The organism is Wohlfahrtiimonas populi, from assembly GCF_002006795.1.
Lineage (GTDB): Bacteria > Pseudomonadota > Gammaproteobacteria > Cardiobacteriales > Wohlfahrtiimonadaceae > Wohlfahrtiimonas > Wohlfahrtiimonas populi.
In genome coordinates this window covers 38,175-64,657 of the sequence record NZ_MVDN01000006.1, presented here as the reverse complement: position 1 = coordinate 64,657, position 26,483 = coordinate 38,175, and the positions used below count along the sequence as shown (strand labels likewise).

Annotated in this window: 31 protein-coding genes and 1 other RNA gene; 21 read left to right on the top strand and 11 right to left on the bottom strand. The window is 37.6% G+C overall.

What is annotated here, in order from left to right:
- The 8 genes from lptB to BZK16_RS08190 all read left to right on the top strand — a co-directional run bounded on the left by lptB (window position 1) and on the right by BZK16_RS08190 (window position 5,743).
- Window positions 1–723 carry an LPS export ABC transporter ATP-binding protein gene (gene lptB / locus BZK16_RS08225; protein ID WP_077928418.1) on the top strand — a complete coding sequence of 241 codons (723 nt, stop codon included), beginning with the start codon at window positions 1–3 and terminating at the stop codon, window positions 721–723.
- On the top strand, window positions 723–2,135 hold the full coding sequence (gene sbcB, locus BZK16_RS08220; RefSeq protein WP_077928417.1) for an exodeoxyribonuclease I: 1,413 nt from the start codon (window positions 723–725) through the stop codon (window positions 2,133–2,135). The genes lptB and sbcB overlap by 1 nt, the downstream gene beginning before the upstream one ends.
- On the top strand, window positions 2,135–2,965 hold the full coding sequence (locus BZK16_RS08215; protein ID WP_077928416.1) for an endonuclease/exonuclease/phosphatase family protein: 831 nt from the start codon (window positions 2,135–2,137) through the stop codon (window positions 2,963–2,965). The genes sbcB and BZK16_RS08215 overlap by 1 nt, the downstream gene beginning before the upstream one ends.
- Window positions 2,966–2,994: 29 nt before the next feature.
- Window positions 2,995–3,276: an endonuclease/exonuclease/phosphatase family protein gene (locus tag BZK16_RS08210; RefSeq protein WP_077928415.1), complete on the top strand. Its 282-nt coding sequence runs from the start codon at window positions 2,995–2,997 to the stop codon at window positions 3,274–3,276.
- Entirely contained in the window at window positions 3,270–4,262 is a 993-nt protein-coding gene (locus BZK16_RS08205) for a tetratricopeptide repeat protein (RefSeq protein ID WP_077928414.1), read from the top strand. Before BZK16_RS08210 ends, BZK16_RS08205 begins: the two co-directional genes overlap by 7 nt.
- Window position 4,263: 1 nt before the next feature.
- On the top strand, window positions 4,264–4,947 hold the full coding sequence (locus BZK16_RS08200; protein WP_143691161.1) for a ComF family protein: 684 nt from the start codon (window positions 4,264–4,266) through the stop codon (window positions 4,945–4,947).
- A gap of 55 nt (window positions 4,948–5,002) precedes the next feature.
- Window positions 5,003–5,187: non-coding RNA, 6S RNA (ssrS, locus tag BZK16_RS08195), on the top strand.
- A gap of 10 nt (window positions 5,188–5,197) precedes the next feature.
- A complete protein-coding gene (locus BZK16_RS08190) occupies window positions 5,198–5,743 on the top strand; it encodes a 5-formyltetrahydrofolate cyclo-ligase (protein ID WP_077928412.1) in 546 nt (181 codons plus the stop codon).
- Window positions 5,744–5,800: 57 nt separating this feature from the next.
- On the opposite strand, the gene BZK16_RS08185 is transcribed toward BZK16_RS08190, so the two are convergent.
- The 10 genes from BZK16_RS08185 to ubiD form a co-directional block, all read right to left on the bottom strand.
- On the bottom strand, window positions 5,801–6,319 hold the full coding sequence (locus tag BZK16_RS08185) for an OmpA family protein (RefSeq protein WP_077928411.1): 519 nt from the start codon (window positions 6,317–6,319) through the stop codon (window positions 5,801–5,803).
- A 252-nt stretch (window positions 6,320–6,571) separates the two neighbouring features.
- Entirely contained in the window at window positions 6,572–8,320 is a 1,749-nt protein-coding gene (gene msbA, locus BZK16_RS08180; protein ID WP_077928410.1) for a lipid A export permease/ATP-binding protein MsbA, read from the bottom strand.
- Window positions 8,321–8,418: 98 nt separating this feature from the next.
- Window positions 8,419–8,919, bottom strand: coding sequence for a peptidoglycan-associated lipoprotein Pal (gene pal, locus BZK16_RS08175; RefSeq protein WP_077928409.1), 501 nt, complete (start codon window positions 8,917–8,919; stop codon window positions 8,419–8,421).
- A gap of 41 nt (window positions 8,920–8,960) precedes the next feature.
- The gene (gene tolB / locus BZK16_RS08170) at window positions 8,961–10,214 is read right to left on the bottom strand and encodes a Tol-Pal system beta propeller repeat protein TolB (RefSeq protein ID WP_077928408.1); all 1,254 of its coding nucleotides are present in this window, start codon (window positions 10,212–10,214) and stop codon (window positions 8,961–8,963) included.
- 20 nt (window positions 10,215–10,234) lie between these two features.
- Window positions 10,235–10,789, bottom strand: coding sequence for a hypoxanthine-guanine phosphoribosyltransferase (locus tag BZK16_RS08165; protein WP_077928407.1), 555 nt, complete (start codon window positions 10,787–10,789; stop codon window positions 10,235–10,237).
- Window positions 10,790–10,815: 26 nt separating this feature from the next.
- On the bottom strand, window positions 10,816–12,093 hold the full coding sequence (hemA, locus tag BZK16_RS08160; RefSeq protein WP_077928406.1) for a glutamyl-tRNA reductase: 1,278 nt from the start codon (window positions 12,091–12,093) through the stop codon (window positions 10,816–10,818).
- Window positions 12,094–12,179: 86 nt separating this feature from the next.
- Window positions 12,180–13,277 (bottom strand): glycosyltransferase, encoded by a 1,098-nt coding sequence (locus BZK16_RS08155; protein ID WP_077928405.1) that lies wholly within the window; start codon window positions 13,275–13,277, stop codon window positions 12,180–12,182.
- 6 nt (window positions 13,278–13,283) lie between these two features.
- Window positions 13,284–13,760 (bottom strand): Slp family lipoprotein, encoded by a 477-nt coding sequence (locus tag BZK16_RS08150; RefSeq protein ID WP_077928404.1) that lies wholly within the window; start codon window positions 13,758–13,760, stop codon window positions 13,284–13,286.
- Window positions 13,761–13,779: 19 nt separating this feature from the next.
- Window positions 13,780–14,361: a D-sedoheptulose-7-phosphate isomerase gene (locus BZK16_RS08145; protein ID WP_077928403.1), complete on the bottom strand. Its 582-nt coding sequence runs from the start codon at window positions 14,359–14,361 to the stop codon at window positions 13,780–13,782.
- Window positions 14,351–15,823, bottom strand: a complete 1,473-nt coding sequence (gene ubiD / locus BZK16_RS08140) for a 4-hydroxy-3-polyprenylbenzoate decarboxylase (protein ID WP_077928402.1) — start codon at window positions 15,821–15,823, stop codon at window positions 14,351–14,353. Before ubiD ends, BZK16_RS08145 begins: the two co-directional genes overlap by 11 nt.
- Before the next feature lie 111 nt (window positions 15,824–15,934).
- Here ubiD and BZK16_RS08135 point away from each other — a divergent pair, with 111 nt between their 5' ends.
- The 12 genes from BZK16_RS08135 to BZK16_RS08080 all read left to right on the top strand — a co-directional run bounded on the left by BZK16_RS08135 (window position 15,935) and on the right by BZK16_RS08080 (window position 24,277).
- Entirely contained in the window at window positions 15,935–16,543 is a 609-nt protein-coding gene (locus BZK16_RS08135) for an LOG family protein (protein WP_077928401.1), read from the top strand.
- Window positions 16,544–16,628: 85 nt separating this feature from the next.
- Window positions 16,629–17,156, top strand: a complete 528-nt coding sequence (sodC, locus tag BZK16_RS08130) for a superoxide dismutase family protein (protein WP_077928400.1) — start codon at window positions 16,629–16,631, stop codon at window positions 17,154–17,156.
- A 75-nt stretch (window positions 17,157–17,231) separates the two neighbouring features.
- Window positions 17,232–17,771, top strand: a complete 540-nt coding sequence (gene orn, locus BZK16_RS08125; protein ID WP_077928399.1) for an oligoribonuclease — start codon at window positions 17,232–17,234, stop codon at window positions 17,769–17,771.
- Window positions 17,768–18,268 (top strand): phosphatidylglycerophosphatase A family protein, encoded by a 501-nt coding sequence (locus tag BZK16_RS08120; protein ID WP_332881389.1) that lies wholly within the window; start codon window positions 17,768–17,770, stop codon window positions 18,266–18,268. Before orn ends, BZK16_RS08120 begins: the two co-directional genes overlap by 4 nt.
- A complete protein-coding gene (locus tag BZK16_RS08115; protein ID WP_158076835.1) occupies window positions 18,252–18,875 on the top strand; it encodes a thermonuclease family protein in 624 nt (207 codons plus the stop codon). The genes BZK16_RS08120 and BZK16_RS08115 overlap by 17 nt, the downstream gene beginning before the upstream one ends.
- 16 nt (window positions 18,876–18,891) lie before the next feature.
- On the top strand, window positions 18,892–19,512 hold the full coding sequence (locus BZK16_RS08110) for a PH domain-containing protein (RefSeq protein WP_077928397.1): 621 nt from the start codon (window positions 18,892–18,894) through the stop codon (window positions 19,510–19,512).
- Complete coding sequence (locus BZK16_RS08105) at window positions 19,509–20,624, top strand: MlaE family ABC transporter permease (protein WP_077928396.1); 1,116 nt, start codon at window positions 19,509–19,511, stop codon at window positions 20,622–20,624. Before BZK16_RS08110 ends, BZK16_RS08105 begins: the two co-directional genes overlap by 4 nt.
- Window positions 20,624–21,415 carry an ABC transporter ATP-binding protein gene (locus BZK16_RS08100; RefSeq protein ID WP_077928395.1) on the top strand — a complete coding sequence of 264 codons (792 nt, stop codon included), beginning with the start codon at window positions 20,624–20,626 and terminating at the stop codon, window positions 21,413–21,415. Before BZK16_RS08105 ends, BZK16_RS08100 begins: the two co-directional genes overlap by 1 nt.
- On the top strand, window positions 21,405–22,325 hold the full coding sequence (locus BZK16_RS08095) for an MlaD family protein (RefSeq protein WP_077928394.1): 921 nt from the start codon (window positions 21,405–21,407) through the stop codon (window positions 22,323–22,325). The genes BZK16_RS08100 and BZK16_RS08095 overlap by 11 nt, the downstream gene beginning before the upstream one ends.
- A 10-nt stretch (window positions 22,326–22,335) precedes the next feature.
- Window positions 22,336–22,920 carry an ABC-type transport auxiliary lipoprotein family protein gene (locus BZK16_RS08090; protein WP_233145238.1) on the top strand — a complete coding sequence of 195 codons (585 nt, stop codon included), beginning with the start codon at window positions 22,336–22,338 and terminating at the stop codon, window positions 22,918–22,920.
- A gap of 9 nt (window positions 22,921–22,929) precedes the next feature.
- Entirely contained in the window at window positions 22,930–23,796 is an 867-nt protein-coding gene (locus BZK16_RS08085) for an NUDIX hydrolase (protein WP_077928392.1), read from the top strand.
- A 43-nt stretch (window positions 23,797–23,839) separates the two neighbouring features.
- Window positions 23,840–24,277 carry a GNAT family N-acetyltransferase gene (locus tag BZK16_RS08080; RefSeq protein ID WP_233145237.1) on the top strand — a complete coding sequence of 146 codons (438 nt, stop codon included), beginning with the start codon at window positions 23,840–23,842 and terminating at the stop codon, window positions 24,275–24,277.
- Window positions 24,278–24,328: 51 nt separating this feature from the next.
- Here the strand turns inward: BZK16_RS08080 and ung are convergent, their stop codons facing one another.
- The gene (ung, locus tag BZK16_RS08075; protein WP_077928391.1) at window positions 24,329–25,006 is read right to left on the bottom strand and encodes a uracil-DNA glycosylase; all 678 of its coding nucleotides are present in this window, start codon (window positions 25,004–25,006) and stop codon (window positions 24,329–24,331) included.
- A 46-nt stretch (window positions 25,007–25,052) separates the two neighbouring features.
- Here ung and BZK16_RS08070 point away from each other — a divergent pair, with 46 nt between their 5' ends.
- Complete coding sequence (locus tag BZK16_RS08070) at window positions 25,053–26,372, top strand: sugar transferase (RefSeq protein ID WP_077928390.1); 1,320 nt, start codon at window positions 25,053–25,055, stop codon at window positions 26,370–26,372.
- Window positions 26,373–26,483 lie beyond the last annotated feature (111 nt).

Genomic DNA, 26,483 nt, shown 5'->3' with positions numbered 1-26,483 from the left:
ATGCAATTGAAAGCTAAAGAGCTGGTTAAGCGCTTTAAAAAACGTACAGTTGTGAGTGGTGCATCATTTTATGTGAACGCTGGTGAAATTGTAGGATTGCTTGGGCCAAATGGTGCAGGTAAAACAACAAGTTTCTATATGACAGTGGGATTGATTGTGGCTGATGAAGGTCATATTTTTTTAGATGATCAAGACATTACAAAATTGCCCATGCATGAGCGTGCACATCGAGGGATTGGTTATTTGCCGCAAGAAGCTTCTATTTTCCGTAAGATGACATCGCGTGATAATATTTTGGCAATCTGCCAAACGCGTAAAGATTTGACTAAAAAACAACAAGAAGCATTGGCTGATCAATTACTGGAAGATTTTAAAATCACACATATTGCAAATTCTTTGGGTATGTCATTATCAGGTGGTGAACGTCGCCGTGTTGAAATTGCAAGAAGCTTGGCATTGAATCCTAAGTTTTTATTGTTGGATGAACCTTTTGCAGGTGTTGATCCATTATCAGTTGCGGATATTCAAACGATTATATTGGATCTATCTAATCGTGGCATTGGTGTGTTGATTACAGATCATAATATTCGTGAAACACTAAGTATTTGCCAACGCTCATATATTTTAAGTGGTGGACAAGTAATTGCAGAAGGTAGTACAGAAGAATTGTTGAATAATCCAATTGTGCGCAAAGCATATTTGGGGGATAACTTCTCACTATAATGGCTGAATTTCTCTTTTACGATTACGAAACATTTGGGATTAGCCCAAAAAATGACAGAATCGCACAATTTGCAGCGATTCGTACGGATGCTGATTTTAATATTATTGATGAGCCAATCAATATTCATTGTCAGCAATATGATGATTATATTCCATCACCAGAAGCGATTTTAATTACAGGTATTACGCCAGATTATTGTAATGAACATGGTTTGCCTGAACATGAATTTGCCAAAAGAGTTTATGATGAATTTATGAAGCCAAATACTTGTGTATTGGGCTTTAATTCAGTGCGTTTCGATGATGAAATGACGCGCTATCTCTTTTATCGTAACTTCTTTGATCCTTATGCTTATACTTGGAAAAATGGTAATTCTCGTTGGGATGCTTTGGATTTGGTGCGTGGTGTTTATGCGCTTCGTCCTGAGGGCATCCAATGGCCAGAATTTGATGGTAAAACGAGCCTAAAATTAGAAGAGTTATCTAAAGCGAATGGTTTAGAACATGAGCATGCTCATGATGCATTAAGCGATGTTTATGCAACCATTGCTGTGCTGAAATTGATTAAAGAAACACAGCCAAAGTTTTTTGAATATTTCTATCAAAATAGACGTGCAAAAGATTTGCAGCCCATCATTGAAAAGCATATGTATAAACCTTTAGTGCATGTTTCTGGGATGTTTGGTGAAGTGAATGGCTATTTGTCATTGGTGATGCCAATTGCAATGCATCCTTGGAATAAGAATGCGGTGATTGTAATTGATCTTCGTGGTGATATGAATGAGCTATTAAATTACAGTGCAGAAGAGATTAAAACTGCTATGTATACTGCAACAGGAGATTTAGAAGAAGGTCGCAATCGCGTACCTTTAAAGCTGATTCATTTCAATAAATGTCCAATCGTTGCGCCCTTTGGTGTGTTGCGTGATGTGGAAGATCTGCATGGTTTAGATATTGAAGCGGCACAAGATAAAGTTGCTATCATTATGGGGAAATTATCTGAAGTTGAGCGTAAGTCAACAGAAGTATTTAAGCCAACAACAGCCCCATCCTATTCTGATCAGCCAATTTTACAACGTGTAGAATCAATGCTGTATGATGGATTCTTTGGCCATGAAGATAAAAAAGTGATGGAGCAAATTCCATATTTATCTGCTGAAGATTTAAAATCTGCGAACTATCAATTCAATGATGCTCGAATTGCACCATTACTATTTTTGTATCGTGCGAAGAATTTCCCTGAATCGTTAAGCAGTGAAGAGTATCAAGAGTGGGAAAAATACTGCAATGCACGTCGTGAAGTAAACTTAGTTGAACAGCAGAGAATTTATCAAGAGAATGTTGAAAAATATCGTGATAATCCCGAAAAAAGCCAATTATTGGAAGCGTGTTATTCGCTCTACTTTGAATAATGAAAGAATTAAAAATCGCAACAATTAATGCTGCTAACTTGGGGGAATGGTCCGATGGAGAGCGAATTCAAAATTTTGCACGTTCTATTGTAGAAGATTTGCAATCTCCGCTGGTGATTGCAGTACAAGAATTAGGTGGATTGCAGAAAGATGGTGAATTAACTGTTCGAGCAACGGTTGCAGATGATATTTGCAAAGTGTTATTGGATGAGTTTCAGCAAATTTATCACTATGCTGAAATAGCCCCCAAGCCAGAAAGTAGCGGTGGTGCTGAAAATATTAATATTCGTTGCGGTTTTTTTTATAGAGCAGAAATTGAATTGAAGCAATTAGCGCAAATTGGTCAGGATTCTGAGTTCTTTGTGGGTAATGAAACAGGAGAGTTTGCCGCTTCGCGCATTCCATTATTGGCAATATTTCAATATGATGATGTGATATTTCAAGTGATCAATTGCCATTTGAAATCTATGAGCATAAAAGATCAAACGAAAAAACAAGCAAAGAAACAGCGCAATAAGCAAGCGCAGTTAATTGCAGATTATATTCAAGAGAATAATTTAATGGATTTGCCGTTATTTGTGATGGGCGATATGAATGATACGTTTGCAAGTAAAACTGTGCAGGCGATGGCTTCTCAAGGATTTGAGAGTGCTCATCAAGCATTGCAATATCAAATTTACACTTACAAATATCACAAAAAGCCCATTCTTTTAGATTATATTCTGTACAATGACCAAATTGAAAATATAGAAAGTTCGATTACGCATATCAATACAGATTCCAATAGTGATCGATCTTATAGTGACCATNCAATAAGCAAGCGCAGTTAATTGCAGATTATATTCAAGAGAATAATTTAATGGATTTGCCGTTATTTGTGATGGGCGATATGAATGATACGTTTGCAAGTAAAACTGTGCAGGCGATGGCTTCTCAAGGATTTGAGAGTGCTCATCAAGCATTGCAATATCAAATTTACACTTACAAATATCACAAAAAGCCCATTCTTTTAGATTATATTCTGTACAATGACCAAATTGAAAATATAGAAAGTTCGATTACGCATATCAATACAGATTCCAATAGTGATCGATCTTATAGTGACCATGATCCATTAATGATGATTTGCCACATATGTTAAGAATAACGTTAGCTTTACTTATCATGATCAATGCTGTTAGCTTTGCTGATAATTTCACTGATGCTGTGGGTGCTTATGATCGTCAAGATTATGTGGAAGCTTATCGATTATTCACAGAATTAGAGGATTTGGGGCATGTAGATGCCATGAATAATCTAGCGACAATGTATCAAACAGGCACAGGCATTCCGCGCGATTATGTGAAAGCAGCAGAATTGTATTTAAGTTCTGCTAAAGCAGGGCATATTGATGCAGCTTTTAACTATTCCACATTGGCAAGATTAGGGATTGGTACCTATAAAAATATGGCGGAATCTTATGCTTGGGCTGTGATTGCATCACGCCATGGCGCAAGTGATTTGGTCGCTTATCGTGATGTATTGGCAACAAAAGTTTCACCCCAAGAGCTAGAAGAGGGTTCTAAAATGGCTGAAGCTATTTTGGATGATTTTGCACAATTTGAATATGCTGTGGGTTGGTTATTGCCCAATAATGTTCGCATTGCTTCTCGTGAAACGCCATTGCCTAAAATCATCGAAAAAATTGAGCGCATTTCAGCTGATGGTGAAGTGACGATCATTAAAAATGAAGATGTGCTAAAAATTACAGAAGAGAATACTAATCAAGCGACAGCACCAAGTTATCGTGCATTATTCACAACTTACCCATTGATGATGAGTTCTTATCGTTCATCGTTGTATCGTCCATTATTGAATTCGGCTAAATATAGTAGTGATGAAATATTAAGGCCGCGCAGAATGTTGGGTGAAAGATCGGTGCCAATTGTGGAAGCAATGGAGATAGATGAGTCTTTATTGCCATTATTTCAGAGCTTAGCGGATAGTTACAGTGTGCATGTGAATGATGTTGTGCGTGCAGTGCAATCGATCAATCCTGATGTATTTGAGCCTGATTTACCTTTGCGATTAAAAGATTCTGATACACGTTTAAAAATTCCAGATTATTCTCAAGTTAAACATTTCTAAAATGTTGAAACGTATATTTCAGGTGCTTTATCCCGAGCAATGCTTCATTTGCCATCAATCTGTGGATGATGCAGTGCTATGCGATTCTTGTTATGCTCAAACTGAACGGCAATGGAATTATTGTGAATCGTGTTGTGGTGGGTTGTTGACAGGCAGTCATTGTTTGCCTTGTGAGTTGAATGAGGATGTTCACCCAATTGATCATTATATTGTTGGTTATCACTATCATCATGCAATGCGTGATGCGATTATTCGTTTAAAGTTTAATCATAAAATGCATATGGTTCGTGTCATTAAAGCATTAATAGAACCTGTATTGATTGAGCATAAAGATTTATTAGAAACGATTGATTGGATTGTGCCGATGCCTGTGGATCGTGTGCGATTGGCAGGGCGAGGATTCAATCATATGTTGGAGGTTGTGAATAGTTTGCAGTCTTTGATTGACCGACCTGTTGAGTATGATAAGTTGCATAAACATGCATTTTCAATTCCTCAGAGTAACCTATCTAAGTATGAACGAGCAACAAATCTCCGTAATGCTTTTGAGTGCGATCAAATTAGTGGGCATGTTTTATTAGTCGATGATGTCTTAACAACAGGTAAGACATTGCAATTTGCTTCGCAAGCATTGAAAAATGCAGGGGTAGATAGGATTACGGCACTAGTTTTAGCCAAAGCGTAAAAATTTATCAAGACTATGGGCTTTGGTGAAAAAATGCTATACTTCTGTCATGGGTGGATTTCTGAAGTATACGTGTTTAATATACTTAAGTCCCCTTGATCCTAAGTATATCGTAAGATATATTACTAGGTACCAGTGAGCATACCGACTTGTTTCGGGAGCCTAAGGTGCTTAAACTTATATCCATTTGAACCATTCGGTTCAAGGGTAAAGTATACCTAACGGTGCTTCGGAGTCCACTCTATATCTTATGACAATGCAATCTCTAATTCGTCATCAAATGCTTGCAAAACGCAAAGCACTTAATTCAGAATACATTAATTATTATCAATCCCTGTTGAACGAAAAATTAGTTGAATTTATTCAAAAATTTTCTTCGATCGCCATTTATTCAGCCATTCAAAATGAAATTTCTGTAGATTGTGTGATGGATTATATTTCACATGATGTTATTGCTTTGCCAAAAATTAATAATAATGATGAGCTCGTATTTGTAAATTATGAAGATCCAAATTTATGGCAAAAAGGGCAATATAATATTTTAGAGCCAGTAACCGCTATTGTGGATTTTATACCAGAAGCTTTTATTATACCGTTAACTGCAATCGATCATACAGGCACTAGGATCGGTATGGGCAAAGGTTATTATGATTGTTATTTAGGGCCTTTGCAGGATGATGTGATATTGATTGGTGTTGGTTGGGATTTTCAGCTAGTGAATGAAGTATTGATGCGGCAATCGCATGATGTGCCTATGGATTATTTTATTTCACCATCATATTTTCTTAAATTTTAGGCAATAAAAAACACCTAATTTATTAGGTGTTTTTAGATAGTCTAGATAAGTAATGAATTACTTATTCGCGATACCTTTGATAGTTACATCAACGCGACGGTTTTGAGCACGGCCTTCAGCTGTGTCATTAGTAGCGATTGGGTTTTCTTTACCAAAACCTTCTGTTGTGATGATTGCAGGGTTAACGCCGTTAGCAACCAAGTAAGCTTCTACAGATTTAGCACGACGCTCAGATAAACCTAAATTGTATTGTTGAGTGCCGATAGCATCAGTATAACCTGCTAAGTTAATTGATTTAACTTTTGCGCCAGCATTTTTAATGTCAGCTGCTAATTCGTTTAATTTTTCTTTACCAGCTTGTTTTAATACAGCTTTGTCAAAATCAAAGAAAGCATCAGCATTCAAAGATACGCTACGTGTACCGCAACCTGAAGTACCATCTAATACTAATACGCATTCGCCTTGGCGATCTCTTACGAATTCGCCTTGTCTGTCAACTAAACCTTCAAGTTGAGCCATTGCTGATGTTGAAGCAACAAGCCCAGCAATTACTAAAGTAGTTAATTGCTTTTTCATATGTAACCTCCAAATAAGGACCTAAACTAAATAAAAAATGAACACCTAAATAATATAAGTGTAAATATATTCAGCGCAAGAATAACACAACTGATAGCAGAATGATACCGCATTTTTGGTAAAAAACATACATTTTTGTGTCAAAAATGAAAATATATTATCCTGAATCATACAAAATCTGATACAGCTATCCTTGCTAGAAATATAATATACCAGTAAATTCGCAGTTTTTTCAATGAATTATGTGATTTATTATTTTTCTTCTCCTAAACGATAAAGGCTGGCATAAATGTTGTTTTTTTCCAACAACTCTTTGTGTGTGCCCATTTCTACAATTTGTCCAGCATCGAAAACAATAATGCGATCTGCTTGCTCAATTGTACTTAAACGATGCGCAATAATAATCATAGTTGTATCTTCGCTGAGCACTTTGATGCTTTCTTGAATATTGAATTCACTCTTAGTATCTAAGCTGCTTGTTGCTTCATCTAGAATGAGTAGCGGTGCTTTCTTATAGAGGGCACGAGCAATTGCGATTCTTTGTCTTTGTCCGCCTGATAGCTTGCTACCATTTTCACCCACTTGAGTATTTAAGCCTTCAGGCATATTTTCAATGAATTGCCATGCATTGGCATTTTTAGCAGCAGTAACAATACGATCCCAATCTGGATTTGGGTCACCCAATGCAATATTGTTGGCAATTGTATCGGCGAAGAGGACAACATGTTGGCTCACATAGCTAATATGGTGGCGATAATCTCTCAAAGATAAATCAGCTAAATTATATTCATCGATTAAAATTTTACCATCTGTTGGTGAGTAGAAGCCTGCGAGTAGGTTGGCAAAAGTACTTTTCCCACTACCAGATGCACCAACTAATGCTATGGTTTCTTTGGCATTAATATTAATGGACAGTTGGTTGAAGATATTAGGTAAGTCTTCGCCATAGTTAAAACTTACTTGATCAAAGTGAATATTGCCTTGGATACTTAAAGGTAGTTTTTCAGGATTGTGATGGGTTGCTGTATCGCGTTCAATCGGCGCATCGATTAATTTAAATACGCTTTCTGCACCCGCTAAACCGCGTTGTAGTGATTCATTTAAGCGAGTTAAACGTTTAATAGGATTCAATAAGCCAACCATTGCAGCTAGTGTAGCTAAGAATGCACCAGGTGTTAATCCATCATCACTGACTTGTTGTGATGCATAGCTAATGACTCCTGCAACACAGAATACGATCAATAATTGAACCAATGGGCTAGCAACTTCAGAAGCCACCATGATTTTTACATTCACACGTTGTAGCTGATTATTGGTTTTATGGAAACGTTCTCTCACAAAATCATAAGCATTGAAGAGTTTGATCTCTTTGTTACCACGAATGGTTTCTTCTGTAATGTGATTCAAGTGGCCCATATCTTCTTGGGCTTTATGAGAAAGCTTGCGAAGGCGTTTAGATACAACTCGTAAAATAATGGCAATAAAAGGCGCAATTAAAAACATCACCAAGCTAATTTTCCAGCTGTTATAGAACATTACGAATAATAGGCCAATAACTGCGGCAGAGTCTTTAATTAAAGTCACTAATGCGAAAGAGCTAATGGTTAATAATTGGTTAACATCAAATGTGAGTTTAGATAAGAGTGAACCAGAACTATTTTTATCATATTCTGCAATGGGCAAAGTGATTAGGCGGTCAAACATTTGTTGACGCAAAGTTTGGATAACTTTTTGTGCAACAAATTGCATGCCAACATTACCCAAGAAAGCAAAGATGCTTTTGACTAAAAATACACCAATTAAGATAAATGGCATCATTTGGATAAAGCTTGGGTCTTTGTCAAAAAAGCCTTTATCTAAAATAGGCTTTAATAGTGCAAATAAACCTGCTTCAAATACACCAGACATTGCAATGGCAACCAATGCAAAAATAAGTATGCCACGTCTTTGACTTGTGTAAGAAAGGAGTCTTTTATATAGCTGTAAGCTAGTGGTTTTCATGATCTTTTCGACATAAAAAAGAAATAATTATGCCATAGATAGCAAAAGCGTACAGAAAGATTCTTTCTGTACGCTTTGAAAGGTTTGAAAGCTAATGATTAGTAGATGATTTCTACACGACGATTTTGTGCGCGAGAACCTTCATCTGAGCCACCGACAGCAGGGCGCTCTTTACCATAGCTCACAACACGGATTTGGTTAGGGCTAACACCTTCTGAAACCATTAAGCTGGAAACAGATTTAGCACGTCTTTCACCTAAACCGATATTGTATTCACGTGAACCACGATCATCAGTATGGCCTTCTAAAATGATGCCGCGTGATGGGTTGTTGCGAAGTTCTGCTGCATGTGCGCTCACAACAGCATATGATTCTTGGCGTAAGCGATCTGAGTCAAAATCGAAGTATACGATGCGATCTTGTGTGCCACGTTTGCCATACATTTCATCATGGTAAGTGCTTGCTTGAGCGCCATTGTAACCAGAACCATTGCCATAAGCATCAGTACCGCCAGCGCCTGATCCAGACGTGGAAGAACAAGCTGCAACGAGTGCAGAAAGACAAACAATGCTAAGAAGTTTGAAGCTGCGTTTTTTCATAATTTCTCCCAATTTTGAAATTAATCAGTACGTTGATATTGTTAGTTCGACCAAGCAGGCTCGCGGACATCTGAAGCATTGCTTGAGAATCGTTGTGTTACATTGCCATCGTTAGAAACAGCATTTAAACCACCATTGCCATTCGCATAAATGATCATGTGACCATTACTTGAGAAGCTTGGTGCTTCATCTTTACCACCGTTAGTTAAACGCTTCGTTGCACCTGTTTGTAAATCAATGATCGCAATCCCAAAGCCATTGCCACTACCACGATTCATAACAGCTAAGTAACGGCCATCATTAGAGATAGAAGGGCTGGCATTGTAGTTGCCAGATGTTGAAATTCTGACAGGTGTTCCGCCGTTTGCACCGATGCGGTAAACTTGAGGATTGCCAGCTCTATCTGATGTGAAGTAAATCATGTTATCTTTACCCCAAACAGGTTCTGTATCAATCCCAGGATGATTAGTGAGGCGAGTTAAGTTCTTGCCATAAACATCTGATGTGTAAATTTCAGGGTTGCCATCTTTAGATAGTGTGAATACCAAGCGCGTACCATCTGGTGACCATGAAGGTGCACCATTAATGCCTGGTAAATCTAATACAACATGACGTTTGCCTGAATAAATATCTTGTACAACAATCTTGCTCTTTTTACCTTCTAAAGAAGAATAAGCAACTTGTTGACCGTTTGGTGACCACGCAGGTGATAAAATTGGCTCAGCAGAGTTGAAAATAGTGCTTGGATATGCACCATCAGCATCAGATACAATCAACTGATATTGACGACCATTTTTAGCAACATAAGCAACTTTTGTATCAAAAGAGCCAGTTACACCTAAAATTTTCTCGTAAATTGAATCTGCGATTTGGTGTGCAGTTTTACGCCATTGGCGTTCATTGCCACCATTGACAGTATAAACACGTTGCAACATAGATGTTTTTGAGAAAGTATTCATCAAATCTACAGAGATTTGATTACCTCTGACTGTTAAAAATACTCCATATTGAACGCCACGTTGCATCCATGCATCGCTATTAATGCTAGCAGGTCCTGCTGTTGGTTCTGGAGAGCTTTTTGCAGGTAATGCAATGAAGCGACCAGAGCGAGCAAGATCAGCACCCACAACTTGTTCTACATAGTTCCCTTGTGCATCTGCTGAAAACAGTGCAATTGGAATCGCATTGTTGGCAGCTTTGGTCACTTGTATTTTTAATTGCGCATGGCTAAAAGTGATTAGAGAAACCAGCGTTATTAATATCCAATACGTCAATTTTGCAACATGTTTCTTCATTTTACACCTCTTGAGATGAATTAAGCTTCTTTGAGTGCCCAGATACTGCCAAGGTTGCGCCAATATTCGTTGCAATCCATGCCACAACCAAATACGTAGCGATCTGGAACATCTAGACCAATATAATCTACCCTAAAATCTTTAGGTTTGCGATCATGTACCTTATTAAATAAAGTTGCGGTATAAACTTTTGTTGCACCCATATCTACTAAAGCCTTGGTGATCGCTTCTAGTGTAGTACCTTCATCGAAAATATCGTCAACTAAAAGTACAGGTTGTCCTTCAACAGGAATACTAGGCTGTGCAACCCAGTGTAAATCTCCGCCAGTTGTTTCACCACGATAACGAGTTGCGTGCAAATAGCCAATTCTAAATGGGAAATTTAAACGAGAAAGTAGAAGGCCGCCTGGGATTAACGCACCATTCATAACCACTAAAACGACAGGATCTAAATCTGATAAGTCATTTTTGATGACAACAGCCATTTCATTCAATGCATTTTCAACTGCTTTGGCAGAAAGAATTTCTTCAGAATTGGCTAAGATTTGCTGAGCCTTATTGTCGGGATTTGACATGATATTACCTATTTGGATGATTAAAACTAATGAGATGTGCGTTTCTTACTTGGTGTGTATTGAGCGAGAATTCTATTAACCATGTCGGAATTACCTTCCTGTTCTAATTCTTTTAATAAAGAGATTAATGGATGTAGGATTCGATTACCCATTTGTGAAACCACTTGGTCAATCACTTCATCAAGTTCGTGTTGATCTTGATGATTGACTAATTGTCGTGCTTTACGCAGGGTTGTATTTTTTTGCTCATCAACAAAATGGAAGACAGACTGCAGATGGACAGAGAGATCAGCAAGTTGCAACCAATCTTCCCATTCTGAAACGCTTTGCTGAACATAAACTTCTGCTTCTTTGGCAGCAGCTTCTCTGGATTGATAATTCTTTTCAACGATATTGTTTAAATCATCTACGCTGTAGAGATAAATATCATCAAGTTCATTAACATTGGCATCAATATCGCGTGGAACAGCGATATCTACCATTAAAATAGGTTTGTTTCGACGAGCTTTCAACGCATTGCTCGCCATTTCTTTAGAGATTAAAGAAAAAGGTGCGCCTGTTGAAGAAATAACAATATCTGCACTTTCTAACAGTTTAGGTAATTCACTTAATTCATGCACTGAAGCAGGAATAGCTAATCTACCACTCATTTCATGAGCGCGACTTTGTGTTCTATTTGCAATGGCAATAGATTTTACATTCGCTTCAATTAAATGTTCAGCCACTAATTCTATGGTTTCACCAGCGCCAACTAATAATGCATTTTGTTCAGAAATATCAAAAATTTGCTTAGCCAATTGCACAGAAGTATAAGCAACGGAAATCGTATAAGCACCAATATTGGTTTCCGTACGAATGCGTTTAGCTGTTTGGAATGCTAATTGGAATAAACGATTAAGGGTTTTACATAATGCATTGGATTGATGTGATAAATCAAATGCAGTGCGCAATTGTCCCATAATTTGAGGCTCGCCCAAAATTAGCGAATCTAAACCAGCGCTCACACGCAATAAGTGTGAAATGGCTTCGTTATCACGATAGCAATAATGATATTCTTGAATATTATCGATGGATATTTGAGAGTGACTTGCCCAAAGTGCGAAAAATTCTTCTAAAGGCGCTATTAATCCATCTAAATAGAATTCTGTTCTGTTGCATGTTGAAAGAATGACAGCACCGTTCGACCACTCATTATCTTTGAGTGTTTGTAAGAATGCTGGGACTTTTTCTGGCAATACGGAAGCTTGGCCTCGGATTTCAACCGAAGCTGCTTTGTGATTAATGCCGATAGCTATTACTGTCATTGGTGGTTAAATCAAAGAAAGAATGAAATCATAAAAGTGGGATATATTAGCAAATTTTAAGCATTTCTACATCTAAAAGAGCAATATCATTTTAGCGATTCATAAAGTGATCTGAGTTTTGCTTGACTTTTCTCAATGGTATCGCTGATTGGCAGGATCTGTTTTTCTGCTTTTGGAACAGAGAGTTCACGTAAAACGGCATCATGTAATGCAGTTAAATCATTGGGGGGAATTTTACCTTCAGGATAAAACTGCTGTAAGTTTTCGCCAACGCCACCATAATCAAAACCGACAACAGGCGTTCCACATGCCAGTGATTCAATCACAGTTCTACCATAAGATTCTGGTTTAGATGTGATGGATAATGTTAAATCTGCTAATTGATAAATTGATCTCATATCATCACAAGTACCAAACCATAGGATTTGATGATCCAGTTGTAGTTCAATGATACGAGATTTCATGGATTGATAAAATTCTTCGTTACGCTTGTCATAACTACCTACAATGATGGCTTTAATGTTTGAATGATTTTCATCTTTGAGTTGTTGTATTAAATCAATCAATAAGGTAATTCCTTTGATGCGAGTGATCCTACCTGGCAGTAGAATTACTTTATCTTGCGAAAAATTAATGCCCAAATCAAGTATTTGTTGGCGAATCGAATCATTGATTGGATTCGTGTGATTGAATCGATTTGAATCGATGCCTTGTGAAATGACTAATACTTTATCCACAGCTTCTTGTGGATAAGCTTGTGATAGATATTTTTTCAATGAATCAGAAACAGCGATCACTTGATCAGCATGTAACATTTGCTGGCTATAGCGATTGATGGAGTTGAAGCCATGAATAGTCGTAATAACCTTTGGGCGATAAGATAGCTTTCTTAAAGCAAAAGTGACGAGCCATGCTTGCAAGCGCGAATGCACATGAATGATGTCAGGATGAATCTCTTCAATAAGCTTTCTGAGTTTTTTGACTTGTAAGAGTGATCGGAAATTTTTCTTCTCAATGGGCAATGTAAAGTGCTGCGAGCCATTTTGAATCAATTGATCAACCAGTCGACCGCCTGCTGAAATAACAAAAGACTCAGCATATTTGGCAATGTGCTGAGTATTTTCTAAAACGTAATATTCAACCCCGCCTTGATTCATGGCAGGGAGGATTTGCAGAATCTTCATTGAAATTTATTCAACCTGATATTTATAGCCGTAACGTTCTTTATTGTTAGGGTCAAACATTGGCTTAGTTGTTCTCCAAATGCGATGTTGTTGAGCTGAAATCATGATGATCTTCGTGTTGCCATAGCGAGTCATTTCAGCTAAATCTTTAATTGTGCCAATTGCAGAAATACGAACATTTTGAAGTTGCTCTGATGGAATTGTTTCAGGAATATTGATGATGGCGCGTTGGCTACTATTGCCATGAATAGATGGTGCATCTTGATCATTCAAAGGCGCATTCGCAATCTCAATTTGTGTGCCTGTTGCGGTTTGATTGTAGGAAATGATTGGTCCACCAACGATGATGGTTTTACCCAATGCATTGGATGGTGATTGAATCGCTTCTTGATAAGTAATGGCATCTTTTGCTTGATCACCGAACGTTGATGCACATGCGGTTAATAAAAGTGCTAAAGGTAAGACTTTGAATAGTTTTAACATGGTGAATGACCTGTAATAATTAGTTTTGAGCAAACAGATTGGATTCGATGATCTGGCACAGCATATGTTCAATCAATAAGTGTGATTCTTGAATTCGTGGAGTATGTGTGGATGGCATTTTTAGCATGATGTCACATAATTCATCCATTTCGCATGGTTTGGATCCTGTTAAACCAATGCAGTATAAGCCTTGTTCTTTGGCTGCTTTCACTGCATTGACAATGCTTTCTGAGTTGCCAGATGTGGAAATGGCAATCAACGTATCATTAGCATTGCCCAGAGCTTCCACTTGGCGTGCAAAAGTATAGTGATAGCCATAATCATTGCCCACAGCTGTTAAAATTGAACTATCTGTTGTTAAGGCAATTGCTGGCAATCCTTTGCGTTCCAATTCAAATCTACCTACTAACTCTGCTGCCATATGTTGAGCATCAGCGGCTGAGCCACCATTGCCTGCAATTAAAATTTTACCATTGTTGTGATAAAGCTGAATGAGTTTTTCAGCAACAGTCATGATATTGCTGAGTAAAATTTCATCTTTTAAGATCGCTTGTTTTGTTTCAATTGATGCTTGAATTTGCTGAATAATATTATCTTTCATAGCCATACTCTTTTAGAATTTTACTCATTTTATCGATAACCTCTTGATCCATTTCAATGGGAATGCCCCATTCGCGATCTGTTTCGCCAGGCCATTTATTGGTGGCATCCATACCCATTTTTGAACCTAAGCCAGAGACTGGTGATGCAAAGTCGAGATAGTCAATGGGCGTATTGTCAATCATGACGGTATCTCGTGATGGATCCATGCGTGTGGTGATTGCCCAAATTACATCATTCCAGTCTCGGCAGTTCACATCCTCATCAACAATGATCACAAATTTTGTGTACATGAATTGGCGTAAGAATGACCAAACGCCTAGCATTAAGCGTTTTGCATGCCCTGGATACTGTTTCTTCATAGAAACAACCGCCATGCGATAAGAACAACCTTCTGGTGGTAGGTAGAAATCGACGATTTCAGGGAATTGTTTTTGAATGATTGGCACAAAAACTTCATTCAACGCAACGCCTAACATTGCAGGCTCATCTGGCGGGCGGCCTGTGTAGGTTGAATGATAAATAGGATCTTTACGATGTGTAATATGTTCAACTGTCATTACAGGGAAAGTATCTACTTCATTATAGTAACCTGTGTGATCACCATAAGGGCCTTCAGGCGCCATATCATCAGGATAAATATAACCTTCTAAAACAATTTCTGCATAAGCAGGCACAGTTAATTCATTTGAAATGAGCGATTTTGCTACATGAGTTTTCTTGCCTCGCAATAAACCTGCAAAGGCGTATTCGGATAATGTATCAGGAATGGGGGTAACAGCCGCAATAATCGTGGCAGGATCCGCACCGAGCGCAACTACTACAGGAAAAGGTTTGCCCGGATTTTTTAACTGAAACTCGCGAAAGTCTAATGCGCCACCGCGATGCGCTAACCAGCGCATAATGATGCGATTCTTACCAATCACTTGTTGGCGATAAATGCCAATGTTTTGGCGTTTTTTATGCGGGCCTTTAGTGATGGTTAAGCCCCAAGTGATTAAAGGCGCAGCATCCAATGGCCAACATTTTTGAATGGGGAGTTTGCTTAAGTCTACATCATCTTTTTCAATCACAACTTCACGGCAAGCTGGTGATGTTGTTACTTTTGATTTCATGGCCAATACTTTTTTGAAGATTGGGAATTGCTTGATCATAGCGCGCAAACTTTCTGGCGGATTCGGCTCTTTTAAAAATGCTAACAGTTCACCAATTTCACGTAATTTTGCAGGATCAGTTTCCCCAATGGCCAAAGCAACACGTTCAGGTGTGCCAAAAAGATTGGTCAAAACAGGTATGGAGTGATCTTTGGGGTTTTCAAATAAAAGGGCAGGGCCTTGCTGTCTTAAAACATGATCTGAAAATTCAGTCATTTCAAGATTGGTGTCAATCTTGTGGGAAATTCTCTGTAATTTACCATTTTTTTCTAAATAATCGATGAATTCTCGTAAATCTTGAAATTGCATGGCGATCAGTCCAATTCAAAAAAAGGTGATTATAACATTAATAAAAATGCTTCTGTTATAATTCCCGACTGACACGAAGAATGATGATATTTAAAAGCAAAAGAGGATGCTATGTTGTGGGATGCGAATCAAATTGATCATGAATTAAAACAAGCAAAAGAGACATTACATGATTTAGGAACTGCTGTGACAATTTTTGGTTCAGCAAGAATTCCTGAGGATAATGATTATTATCAGGCAACAGTCGAAGTTGCTCAAAAAATTGCAGAAGCAGGTTTTGTAATCATTTCTGGGGGTGGGCCTGGCATTATGGCGGCGGCTAATCAAGGGGCAATACAAGGTAAAGCAGAATCAGTTGGGCTAAATATTGTTTTACCGCGAGAACAGCATCCCAATCCTTATCAAACAAAATCTTTAAAATTTTCGCAGTTTATTCCAAGAAAGCTCACATTTTTTAATTATTCATCCGCATTCATCTGCATGCCGGGTGGTTTTGGGACACTAGATGAATTGTTTGAAGTGTTAACATTGATTCAAACGGGTAAACTAAAACGTTCACCCGTGATTTTGTTTGACAATGATTTCTGGGCACAATTGTTTGCGTGGTTTAAAACATCATTGATGGATCAAAAGCTGATCAGTGTGGATACGTTTGATTGGGTTTATATCGTCAACTCTTCTGAAGAGGTGATGGAAATTTTAAAAAAGCATCATGTATAAATTCGTACACTGAATGATTTAATGTTACTGTAAAGAAGTTGTGCAAAATTATTTCTTAAACATCAATTATAAAAGGATGGTTAACATGAAAAAAATCGTTTTAGCATTGTCTTTATCAACCTTGTTCGCATCATACTCATGGGCTGAAACTGTGACTGTTGATATGAATATTGTGACGGCTGATGGTGTGGCTGAAAAAATTGGTACAGTTGAATTACAAGAGACAGAATATGGTGTGGTATTGACACCAAACTTGAGTGGTTTAACCGCAGGTGTGCATGGTTTTCATGTGCATGCTAATCCAAGTTGTGGTAATACAGCGGCAGATGGCACTAAAGGACCTGCATTAGCAGCGGGTGGTCATTTCGATCCTGCTGATACAAAAAAACATGGTGCACCTTGGGGAGATGGTCATTTAGGTGATTTGCCACCTTTGCATGTTGTGGCAGATGGTACAGCGACTACAGCGGTATTGGCACCACGCATTAAGTCTGTAGCCGATATTAAAGATCGTGCCATTATGGTGCATGTTCATGGTGACAATTTCTCTGATGATCCCGCGCCATTAGGCGGCGGTGGTGCAAGAATGGCTTGTGGTGTGATTCCTAAATAACAATCAAAATCAGTGAAATACAAATAGAGGGGCATCGTGATAGAATGTCCCTTTGTTTTTATAAGGTAATTTAGCATGCAAGCAAGTGATCGTTATTTGTTCTGGATCGATTTAGAAATGACAGGATTGGATGAAACGCGTGATCATATCATTGAGATTGCTTCCATCGTGACAGATAGTGATCTGAATATTGTGGCAGAAGGTCCAGTGATCGCAATTCATCAATCTCAAGCTGTGTTAGATTTAATGGATGATTGGAATCAAAATACTCATGGTCAATCTGGCTTAATCGATCGAGTGAAAGCAAGCGCAATTGATTTAGAAAAAGCAGAGCAAATGACGTTTGAGTTTTTATCACAGTGGGTCATTGAAAAGAGCTCTCCATTATGTGGCAATAGTATTGGCACAGATCGTCGTTTCTTAAAGAAATATATGCCATTGGTGGATAATTATTTACATTATCGCAATGTGGATGTGAGTTCGTTTAAAGAGATGATTAAGCGCTGGTATCCTGAAGGTGAAACATACGCAAAACAAAATACACATCAAGCTTTGGATGATATTCGTGAATCCATTGGTGAATTGAAATTTTATCGTGAGCACTATATTGAATGATGAAAGATAAACATGATCACAATGTGAAGATTACCATCAAAACGCCAATGCAATTTTTTGCATCAGGTTTTGGCTCAGGTTGTGCGCCCGTTGCACCTGGGACATTTGGCACAGTTGCATCCATTCCTGTTTGGATGCTTTTGAGCTTTTTATCGCCGATTCCCTATGCAATCGCTGTTATAGCCATTTTTCTATTGGGTTGGTATGTGAGCGAGAAAGCGAGCCAAGAATTAGGTGTGCATGATCATGGCGGGATTGTGATTGATGAGTTTGTTGGCTTTTTCATTACCATGTTCCTTGTGCCATTTTCATGGATAAATATCTTATTAGGATTTATCTTATTTAGAATCTTTGATGTGATTAAACCATGGCCGATAAAAGTCATTGATCAAAAAGTTAAAGGCGGATTTGGCATTATGATTGATGATGTGTTTGCAGGCATTATGGCGCTCATTTGTATGCACATTATTTTATGGGGATTTGGCTATCTCTTCTAAACAGAGGTTGATCAAGTATTTAGGTTGGTGGATTGGCAAATCTCGCCAATCTAACCGATGGACCAATATTTTAGTCATTGTTGGCTTATGTATTGGTTTAGTCTGGTTTGCTTCTTTAGATGAAGAGCCACAAAGTCGTTATGATCAATCCCCTTATCCTCATTATCCTATTGAATTAACTTGTGATATATCAAGGATTGTGGATGGCGATACAATTGTGGCTCGATGCCCAAAATCATTAAAAAGTTCTGAAAAGACTTTGCGTTATATTAGAGTTTGGGGAATGGATGCACCTGAAACCGGGCAGGAATATTGGGGCGATTTTGCCACTAAAACTCTCAAGACAATGATTGGTAAAAATAAAACCATTCGTATTCAAATCATGGAGCAAGATCGTTATCAGCGAATGATTGGGAAGTTATACATTGATGATGCAGATTTGGGTTTAGAAATGGTGAAACAGGGCGCTGCTGTTGTATATCGTCGGTATAATAAAGATCAAGACTATATAAATGCAGAGAAAAAAGCTAAAATATCGCGCTTAGGTATTTGGAAAGTTTCTGGCGCGCAACAAAACCCTGAACGTTGGCGACGATTTAATCCATAATAATATTGGAAAAGACATGTTATTCAGTAGAAAAGAAGAAGATTTAGCACGAAACGAAGAAATATTATTACAACAATATACCCATTGGTGGATCTTTGTCGTACCTGGATTGTTATTGCTATTTGGTTTTTATTTATGGTTGAAGGCTGTATCGAAAGGTTCATTTTCACTGTATTCATTAGTGGTATTTGATGAGCCAACAGCAGTTGTCGATTCATTGAAATATCAAATACAATTTTATTTACATCAAGGCTCAGGTTTATTACGTGAGCATTTACCTGATTCTATTTATGATTTTTTGAGCCAAACGCGTTTGCATCCTAGAAAATGGTTGAGCCAAATTGTGATTATCTATGCGTTATATCGTTTGATTCGTGCAACATTAACATTTTTATCAACACGCATTACAGTAACGAATATGCGTGTTTTAGTGGAAACAGGTTTATTGAAACCACAAGTTGTGGAGTTTCCAAGAATGCACATTGATGCATTTCACATTAAAAAAGGTTTGTTCAGTCGTTTTCTGCAAGTGGGTACTTTGATCATTCAAGCTTCTGGTGGATTAACGGCTCGTTTACCTGCGATTCGTTTTCCTCAATTACTAACAACTCAGGTTGTTGAGAATGAAAGCCTATGATGTTAACGCAAGATAAAAATCAATTAACACTGCAAGGTGATTGGACAATTGCTAATACTGCAGCGATTGAAAAATCTATTGCGAATGTTAATTTTTCTAATATAGATTTAAAACAGCCAGTTGAAATCAATGGTGATGCTTTGGTTGCTATGGATACAAGTGGCGCATATTGGATGAGTAAGTTCAAATGCCAAATCGAAGCGCAACAGGGCACAGTTCAACTCGTAAAATTTCATGATGAAATTTCAACGTTAGTTGAGTTCATTACTGAGCGTACAGATAAAATTAAGTGTGAAGATTTAGCGCCTGCACCTAAAGATTCATTTTTTACTTCAGCAGGCAAACTTGCTTATGATGTGAAAGGGCAGTTCTATAACTTCTTTGATTTTATTGGCCGTGTTTCTATTGTCATGGGCAAGAACCTAGCCAATCCAATGAAAATTCGCTGGAAAGCGCTGTGGGCAAATGTGCAAACAGGTGGCGTTCAGGCTTTATTCATCATTGGCTTATTGAATTTCTTGATTGGTATCGTCATCGCTTATCAAGGTGGTGCTTTATTAAAGCAGTATGGCGCAAATATCTTCGTTGTTGAGCTCATTTCTATCTCCATGTTACGTGAGTTAGCGCCTTTGATGACAGCCATTATTGTGGCGGGTCGAACGGGTTCAGCGATTGCGGCACAGATTGGTACGATGGTTGTGAATGAAGAAGTGGATGCGCTGAAAACCATTGGTATTAATCCATTGGATCAATTGGTCATACCAAAAGCTTTGGCATTAGTGATTGCCTTACCATTATTGACTGTATTTGCCGATATTTGCAGTATCTTTGGCGGAATGGTACTAGCGAATAATTATTTAGATGTATCATTTACTGTCTTCTTGGATCGTATTCCGGAAGTTATGACAGTGAATACGCTCATTGTGGGCTTAGCAAAAACGCCAATTTTTGCATTAATCATTGCATTGACAGGATGTTATCAGGGCTTCCGAGTAAAAGGTGGTGCAGATAGCGTTGGTAAACAAACGACAGTTTCTGTTGTGCAGGCAATCTTCTTGGTCATCATTTGTGATGCAATTTTCTCAATTATTACAAGGAACGTTCCGATCTAATGGCAGATATTATTTCAGATAAATCCAACATCGCAATTGAGATTGAGCATTTATATAATCGCTTTGGTACTCATTCTGTGCATGAAGATTTGAACATGACAGTGAAAAAAGGCGAATTGGTGGCTTTGGTGGGTGGTTCAGGTTCAGGTAAAACCACGTTGCTTCGTGCAATCATCATGCTATTAAAACCACATTCTGGGCAAATCTATATGATGGGCGAACCAGTTTGGGGAATCAATGGGCAACAACAAATGGATTTAAGAAAACGCTTTGGAATGTTGTTTCAAAGTGGCGCACTGTTCAGCTCTTTGACAGTATTGGAAAATGTAATGGTGCCGATGAAAGAGCATTTATCATTATCCAATGCAGAAATGAAAGAGTTGGCTGAACTTAAAATTATTTTGTCAGGTTTACCGCCACATGCTGCTAACTTGTTACCGAAAGAATTATCTGGCGGTATGATTAAACGCGCGGCATTGGCAAGAGCATTGGCATTAGATCCTCAGCTATTGTTTTTAGATGAGCCAACAGCAGGTTTAGATCCTGTGGGTGCTGGTGAATTTGATGATCTGATGAATCAATTAAAAGAATCTTTATCATTAACCATTATGATGGTGACACATGATCTAGATTCATTGTGGGCAATTACTGATAAAGTTGCCTTTTTGGGTGAGAAAAAAATTCTAGCTTATAAGCCAATTGGCGAGTTGGTGAAAGATCCACATCCTTTAATTCAACACTATTTTCAAGGTCCAAGAGGACGAGCGACAGAGGAGACTTATGGAAAATAAATTTAGTTTTGCTGCTGTCGGTGTTTTTGTGGTGGGATTTGCCATCGCATTATTAACACTGGTGGTTTGGCTAACTGTAGGTACAGAAAAAGTGACATATTTGCCATACAAAGTTGTCACGACAGAATCCGTTTCAGGGTTATCTGTGAATTCATCTGTGAATTATAAAGGTGTGGATGTTGGTATTGTTCGCAAAATCCAGCTGAATGAAAAAGATCCGCGCTATGTCATTATCTCTTTGGATATCATCAAGGGTACACCGATTAAAAAGGATACAGAAGCAGTCTTAACAAGTCGTGGTATTACAGGTTTAGTTGGTGTGAGTTTAACAGGTGGTACAGCATCTTCACCTGATGTTCTGCCTACTGATAAAACACCTATACCTAGCATTAAAAATGGTGCATCTTTAGCAAAACGTTTAGACACTGCATTCAATGAGGTTTCTAAGTCTGTTTCTGATTTATCAGCGAAACTAGATCTAGTTGTGACAACAGAAAATGCCGAACATATTAATAGTATTTTAAAAAATATGGATCGCTTAACAAGCAATTTGGCTGAAAGTTCAGAAGATGTTGCTGGAATGGTGGATCGTATTGAACCTAAGTTGGATAAAGCTTTACAAGCCTTTGATTCATTCAGCGTGATCACAGAGAATGTGAGAAAAACATCTGAAGACTTGCAAATCACATTACATAATGCAGATCTCACATTAGAATCATGGAATCAAACAGCAGTAGTTTTCCAAAACTTAGGCAAATCTGTTCGTACACAAATACCAAACTTGAATTCTACATTTACTGAGTTGAATACAATTTTATATCAAACTTCTCAGTTAATTAATCAATTGAATAATGAGCCTAATGTATTGATTATGGGTAAATCTAAACCTAAGCGTGGCCCAGGTGAATAAGGAGAATATGATGGGAAAATTAACAGCAGTTTTAGCTTCACTATTATTCATTGCAGGTTGTGGATCAGCGCCTTATAAAACTCAATATACTCTTAACTCGGATGTAATTTCATCTATTCAGTCAAGTGCTAAGCAGAAGTCTTATTCAATTACGGTGAGTGATGTGAAATCATTTGGCACAGGTGCCAATAAGGATATGACTTATACACGCAATGCTAATGTGATTGAAGCATACACAAAAAGTGCGTGGGTTGAACCACCAATATACTTAATGAAAGTAGCTTTAGCAGATGCCTTAATTGCATCGAATGCTTATCAAGATGTATTGATGGCACCAACATCTATTCAAAGCCCATATAAAGTTGATGCAACAATTCAAAAAATGCAACAACGCTTTGTGGATGGACAAAGTACAATTGATTTGAGCTTAATGGTTCGTTTAGTGAATTCAACAACGCATCAATTGGTGTTTTCTAAAATTTATTCCACCACTGAAACAGCGGCATCGCAAGATGCAGCAGGTGGTGTAGAAGCTTACAATCGCGCATTAGCTCGTTTGTTACCTAATATTGTTAGAGACATTACTCGCCATTAAAGTTTAGTTATGAAATATCAACATTTATTGGCTGCCTTGCCAATGCCAAACTTAGCAAATTATACACCTTTGAGTTTTCAAGGGCAGAAGATTGGCTATGTGAATAAAGCGCACATTGCTATATTTGATCAGTTTCCTAAGATTTTTCAATTCACATTTGCCAATTTAATGGGGATGTTTGCTCAAGAGTTTGTGGAAATGAGCATTGAAGATCGTTCACATGCTTTGAAAGAGCTATCTCAAAGATTACGTGATGAAGGTTTAGTGAATAATTGGCGAGATGAATTATTTTCGATTTATTTAGGTGTTGATCGCCAAACAGAACTTTTTCAACTAGAACGCGGTGTTGTTCCACTGCTTGCATTACAAGCGCATGGCGTTCATTTGAATGGTTACACAATGATTGATGATGTGCCACATATTTGGATTGCCCAACGTTCTGCTGATCGTGTGATTGCACCTTTGAAATATGATCAATTAGTAGCAGGTGGTTTGCCAGCTGAATTATCACTTAAAGATAATTTATACAAAGAAGCTGGAGAGGAAGCTGGGATTGCAAAAGATTTAGTTGAGCCAGCGCAATACAAAGGCAGTATTCAATATATGACGGAAGATGAATTTGGTATTCGTAATGATGTACTACATTGTTTCGATGTGGAGTTGCCAGAAGCATTTGAGCCTCACAATCAGGACGGTGAAGTTGAAAAGTTTATGCGTTTACCTGTTTCTGAAGTTATTTCATTGCTACAACAGCAAGATCAGTTTAAGCCTAATACAGCGTTAGTGATGATGAATTTCTTATTACGTCATGATTGGTTGGATGTCAATGCTGATGAAAAAGCCCAATTAATGAGTTATTTTAAACCTACAATTTAATGTATATTGAATCTTGATTGAAATATAGCAATGAGGATTCGATATGATGGAATGTAAAATAATTCATGGTGATACAGATCCATGTATTCAAGATGCATATTATGTGCGTGATTTAGTCTTCACGAAGGAACAAGGTTTTCCTGCTGAAATTGATATTGATGATTACGATAAGATCGCATGGCAATGTATTCTTTACAAAGATGGCGCTGCAATTGGTACAGCACGTTTAATTCCACAAGATAAGATTGGAAAAATTGGTCGAGTAGCAATTTTGAAAGAATTTCGTGGGCTTGGCTTAGGCTTCAAAATTATGGAAGCTATTCTAGATCAAGCTGAAAAATTATCTTATGAAAGCCTCAGTTTATCTGCACAAGTTTATGCTGTACCATTTTATGAAAAATTAGGTTTTGCGGTTGTGGGCGATGAATATTTAGAAGATGGTGAGCCTCATATCAATATGACTAAGGCATTGGCCGTATGATTTGATTAAATATCACGCCATATAGGCGCGATATTTATTTTAATCTTAGAATTAGAGATCGGTGATTTGCCAATCAATGGGTGTTTTACCATGTGAAATAAGATATTGATTGGTTTGAGAAAATGGCTTTGAGCCAAAAAATCCACGATAAGCAGATAACGGTGAAGGATGCACAGAAGTGATGATGTAGTGCTTTGATTGATCAATCAAAGGAATTTTTTTCTGAGCGTGACTACCCCATAAAATAAATACAACATTATTACACTGTTCACTGATTTCACGAATGGTTGCATCTGTCAAATTCTGCCAACCGATGTTTGAATGTGATCCAGCTTTAGATGCTTCAACAGATAATGAAGTATTTAACAAAAATATACCTTGTTCAGCCCATTCGATCAAAGAACCATGATTAGGAATTTTAAATCCTTCAATATCATCCGCGAGTTCTTTATACATATTGCGTAATGATGGTGGAATGGGAATGTTTTTATGGACTGAAAATGCTAATCCATTAGCTTGATTAGGACCATGATAAGGATCTTGCCCTAAAATTACGACTTTGATATTGGTAGGAGATGTGAGTTTATAGGCTGTGAAGCGCTCTTCTTCTGTAGGATAAATACTTGTGATCGTTGTATCAACCTGAGAAAGCTCGCGATAAATTTCTTTGAAATAAGGCTTTTGAGATTCTGTTTGGAGAAATTGTTTCCAAGAGTTGGTTAAAGTCATGTGATTAATATTCATTTCAGTCAAAAAGTATAATCTAGATTATAATATGCAGAACAATCTTAAGGCTAGGTATTATAGTGGGGATATTTTGGTAGAGGGACAAAGACGGCATTCTCGTTGGTATGAGCGATTAATTTTTAGTGCAGGACTCCAACTAATAATTGGTTTGGTATGTGTGGTAATTTTACCAAGTTTTATCATTTGGCCAGAAAGTATTAAAAACATATTAAATCTCCAACCTGTGCAATTACATACAATGATTGCTAATGGGCTGGCCTATTGGGTTGCATTTTTGTTGTATAAAAAATTACAAAAATTTCCAGGTGCACAAACACTGATTTACCTTTTACCTTCAGTAACGATTTGTTGGGCGATTGCTGTTGGTGTTATTTTGTTATTTCGTTTGGATTATTCTCGTCCCGCCTTATTAAGTGCTTTTGTAATCGCCAATGCATTATTAATATTGGGTAATCAGTTGAGCCGTAAATATCATCAGCTAAAATTAGCCATTGTTCCCTTTGGTGATTACCAAGAGGTTGTTGTATTGAAATCTTCAGATAATCGTATTTTACAGGATCCTACTTTTAGTGGTGTCCGTTATGATGCAGTGGTTGCTGATTTACGCAGTGATATGCCTGATGAATGGCAGGCTTTTTTAGCAAATTGTGCCTTGGCAAATATTCCTGTTTATCATAGTCGTTTAATGGTAGAGCAATTAACAGGACGAGTGAAAGTCAAACATTTGTCAGAAAATATCTTTGGTGCTCTATATACAACATCATTTTATGGCATTGTAAAGCGCTTATGTGAAATTGTTTTTGTTCTATTATTATTGCCAATTTGGTTACCAGTAATGTTAATTTTTGGCGCAATTGTAAAATTAGAAAGTAAAGGCCCCATGTTTTTTGTTCAAGAACGAGTAGGTCTTGGAGATAAAGATTTCAAAGTGTATAAACTGCGTAGTATGTGCCAAGATTCAGAAAAAAAAGGCGCGCAATTTGCAACACAGAGCGATGCACGTGTTACAAAGGTTGGTAAGTTTATTCGTAAGGTTAGAATTGATGAGATTCCTCAGTTTATCAATATATTGAAGGGTGATATGAGTTTGATTGGGCCTAGGCCTGAACAGAGGGTATTTGTGGAACAATTCAAAAAAGAGATTCCTTTTTATTCTTATCGCCACGTTGTGCGACCAGGTATTTCTGGCTGGGCTCAAGTTACACAAGGCTATGCTGCAAATGCAGCAGAAACAAGTGTAAAACTAGAGTATGACCTATATTACATTAAACATTTCTCCTTTTGGCTAGATGTTTTGATTGTACTTAAAACAATTAGAACAATGTTGACGGGTTTTGGAGCAAGGTAAAGGTATTAGCTATAAATGACACTTGTGTAACCATTGAGTGCAATAAAAAATTATGTATTATTTGTCGTATGTATCTAGGATCTCTATTGGTGGTATAAAAGCCGTTTTATT

Bases quoted from the DNA above. Each gene is read 5' to 3' on its own strand.
- pal (WP_077928409.1), bottom strand. From the start codon at position 8,919: ATGAAAAAACGCAGCTTCAAACTTCTTAGCATTGTTTGTCTTTCTGCA.
- BZK16_RS08190 (WP_077928412.1), top strand. From the start codon at position 5,198: ATGACAATGCAATCTCTAATTCGTCATCAAATGCTTGCAAAACGCAAA.
- BZK16_RS08200 (WP_143691161.1), top strand. From the start codon at position 4,264: ATGTTGAAACGTATATTTCAGGTGCTTTATCCCGAGCAATGCTTCATT.
- orn (WP_077928399.1), top strand. From the start codon at position 17,232: ATGCAAGCAAGTGATCGTTATTTGTTCTGGATCGATTTAGAAATGACA.
- BZK16_RS08150 (WP_077928404.1), bottom strand. From the start codon at position 13,760: ATGTTAAAACTATTCAAAGTCTTACCTTTAGCACTTTTATTAACCGCA.
- hemA (WP_077928406.1), bottom strand. From the start codon at position 12,093: ATGACAGTAATAGCTATCGGCATTAATCACAAAGCAGCTTCGGTTGAA.
- BZK16_RS08210 (WP_077928415.1), top strand. From the start codon at position 2,995: ATGGATTTGCCGTTATTTGTGATGGGCGATATGAATGATACGTTTGCA.
- tolB (WP_077928408.1), bottom strand. From the start codon at position 10,214: ATGAAGAAACATGTTGCAAAATTGACGTATTGGATATTAATAACGCTG.
- sodC (WP_077928400.1), top strand. From the start codon at position 16,629: ATGAAAAAAATCGTTTTAGCATTGTCTTTATCAACCTTGTTCGCATCA.
- BZK16_RS08155 (WP_077928405.1), bottom strand. From the start codon at position 13,277: ATGAAGATTCTGCAAATCCTCCCTGCCATGAATCAAGGCGGGGTTGAA.
- msbA (WP_077928410.1), bottom strand. From the start codon at position 8,320: ATGAAAACCACTAGCTTACAGCTATATAAAAGACTCCTTTCTTACACA.
- BZK16_RS08205 (WP_077928414.1), top strand. From the start codon at position 3,270: ATGTTAAGAATAACGTTAGCTTTACTTATCATGATCAATGCTGTTAGC.
- BZK16_RS08105 (WP_077928396.1), top strand. From the start codon at position 19,509: ATGATGTTAACGCAAGATAAAAATCAATTAACACTGCAAGGTGATTGG.
- BZK16_RS08070 (WP_077928390.1), top strand. From the start codon at position 25,053: ATGCAGAACAATCTTAAGGCTAGGTATTATAGTGGGGATATTTTGGTA.
- BZK16_RS08110 (WP_077928397.1), top strand. From the start codon at position 18,892: ATGTTATTCAGTAGAAAAGAAGAAGATTTAGCACGAAACGAAGAAATA.
- BZK16_RS08145 (WP_077928403.1), bottom strand. From the start codon at position 14,361: ATGAAAGATAATATTATTCAGCAAATTCAAGCATCAATTGAAACAAAA.
- ubiD (WP_077928402.1), bottom strand. From the start codon at position 15,823: ATGCAATTTCAAGATTTACGAGAATTCATCGATTATTTAGAAAAAAAT.
- sbcB (WP_077928417.1), top strand. From the start codon at position 723: ATGGCTGAATTTCTCTTTTACGATTACGAAACATTTGGGATTAGCCCA.
- BZK16_RS08185 (WP_077928411.1), bottom strand. From the start codon at position 6,319: ATGAAAAAGCAATTAACTACTTTAGTAATTGCTGGGCTTGTTGCTTCA.
- BZK16_RS08100 (WP_077928395.1), top strand. From the start codon at position 20,624: ATGGCAGATATTATTTCAGATAAATCCAACATCGCAATTGAGATTGAG.
- BZK16_RS08085 (WP_077928392.1), top strand. From the start codon at position 22,930: ATGAAATATCAACATTTATTGGCTGCCTTGCCAATGCCAAACTTAGCA.
- ung (WP_077928391.1), bottom strand. From the start codon at position 25,006: ATGACTTTAACCAACTCTTGGAAACAATTTCTCCAAACAGAATCTCAA.
- BZK16_RS08095 (WP_077928394.1), top strand. From the start codon at position 21,405: ATGGAAAATAAATTTAGTTTTGCTGCTGTCGGTGTTTTTGTGGTGGGA.
- BZK16_RS08080 (WP_233145237.1), top strand. From the start codon at position 23,840: ATGATGGAATGTAAAATAATTCATGGTGATACAGATCCATGTATTCAA.
- BZK16_RS08090 (WP_233145238.1), top strand. From the start codon at position 22,336: ATGGGAAAATTAACAGCAGTTTTAGCTTCACTATTATTCATTGCAGGT.
- BZK16_RS08135 (WP_077928401.1), top strand. From the start codon at position 15,935: ATGTTGTGGGATGCGAATCAAATTGATCATGAATTAAAACAAGCAAAA.
- BZK16_RS08120 (WP_332881389.1), top strand. From the start codon at position 17,768: ATGATGAAAGATAAACATGATCACAATGTGAAGATTACCATCAAAACG.
- BZK16_RS08165 (WP_077928407.1), bottom strand. From the start codon at position 10,789: ATGTCAAATCCCGACAATAAGGCTCAGCAAATCTTAGCCAATTCTGAA.
- lptB (WP_077928418.1), top strand. From the start codon at position 1: ATGCAATTGAAAGCTAAAGAGCTGGTTAAGCGCTTTAAAAAACGTACA.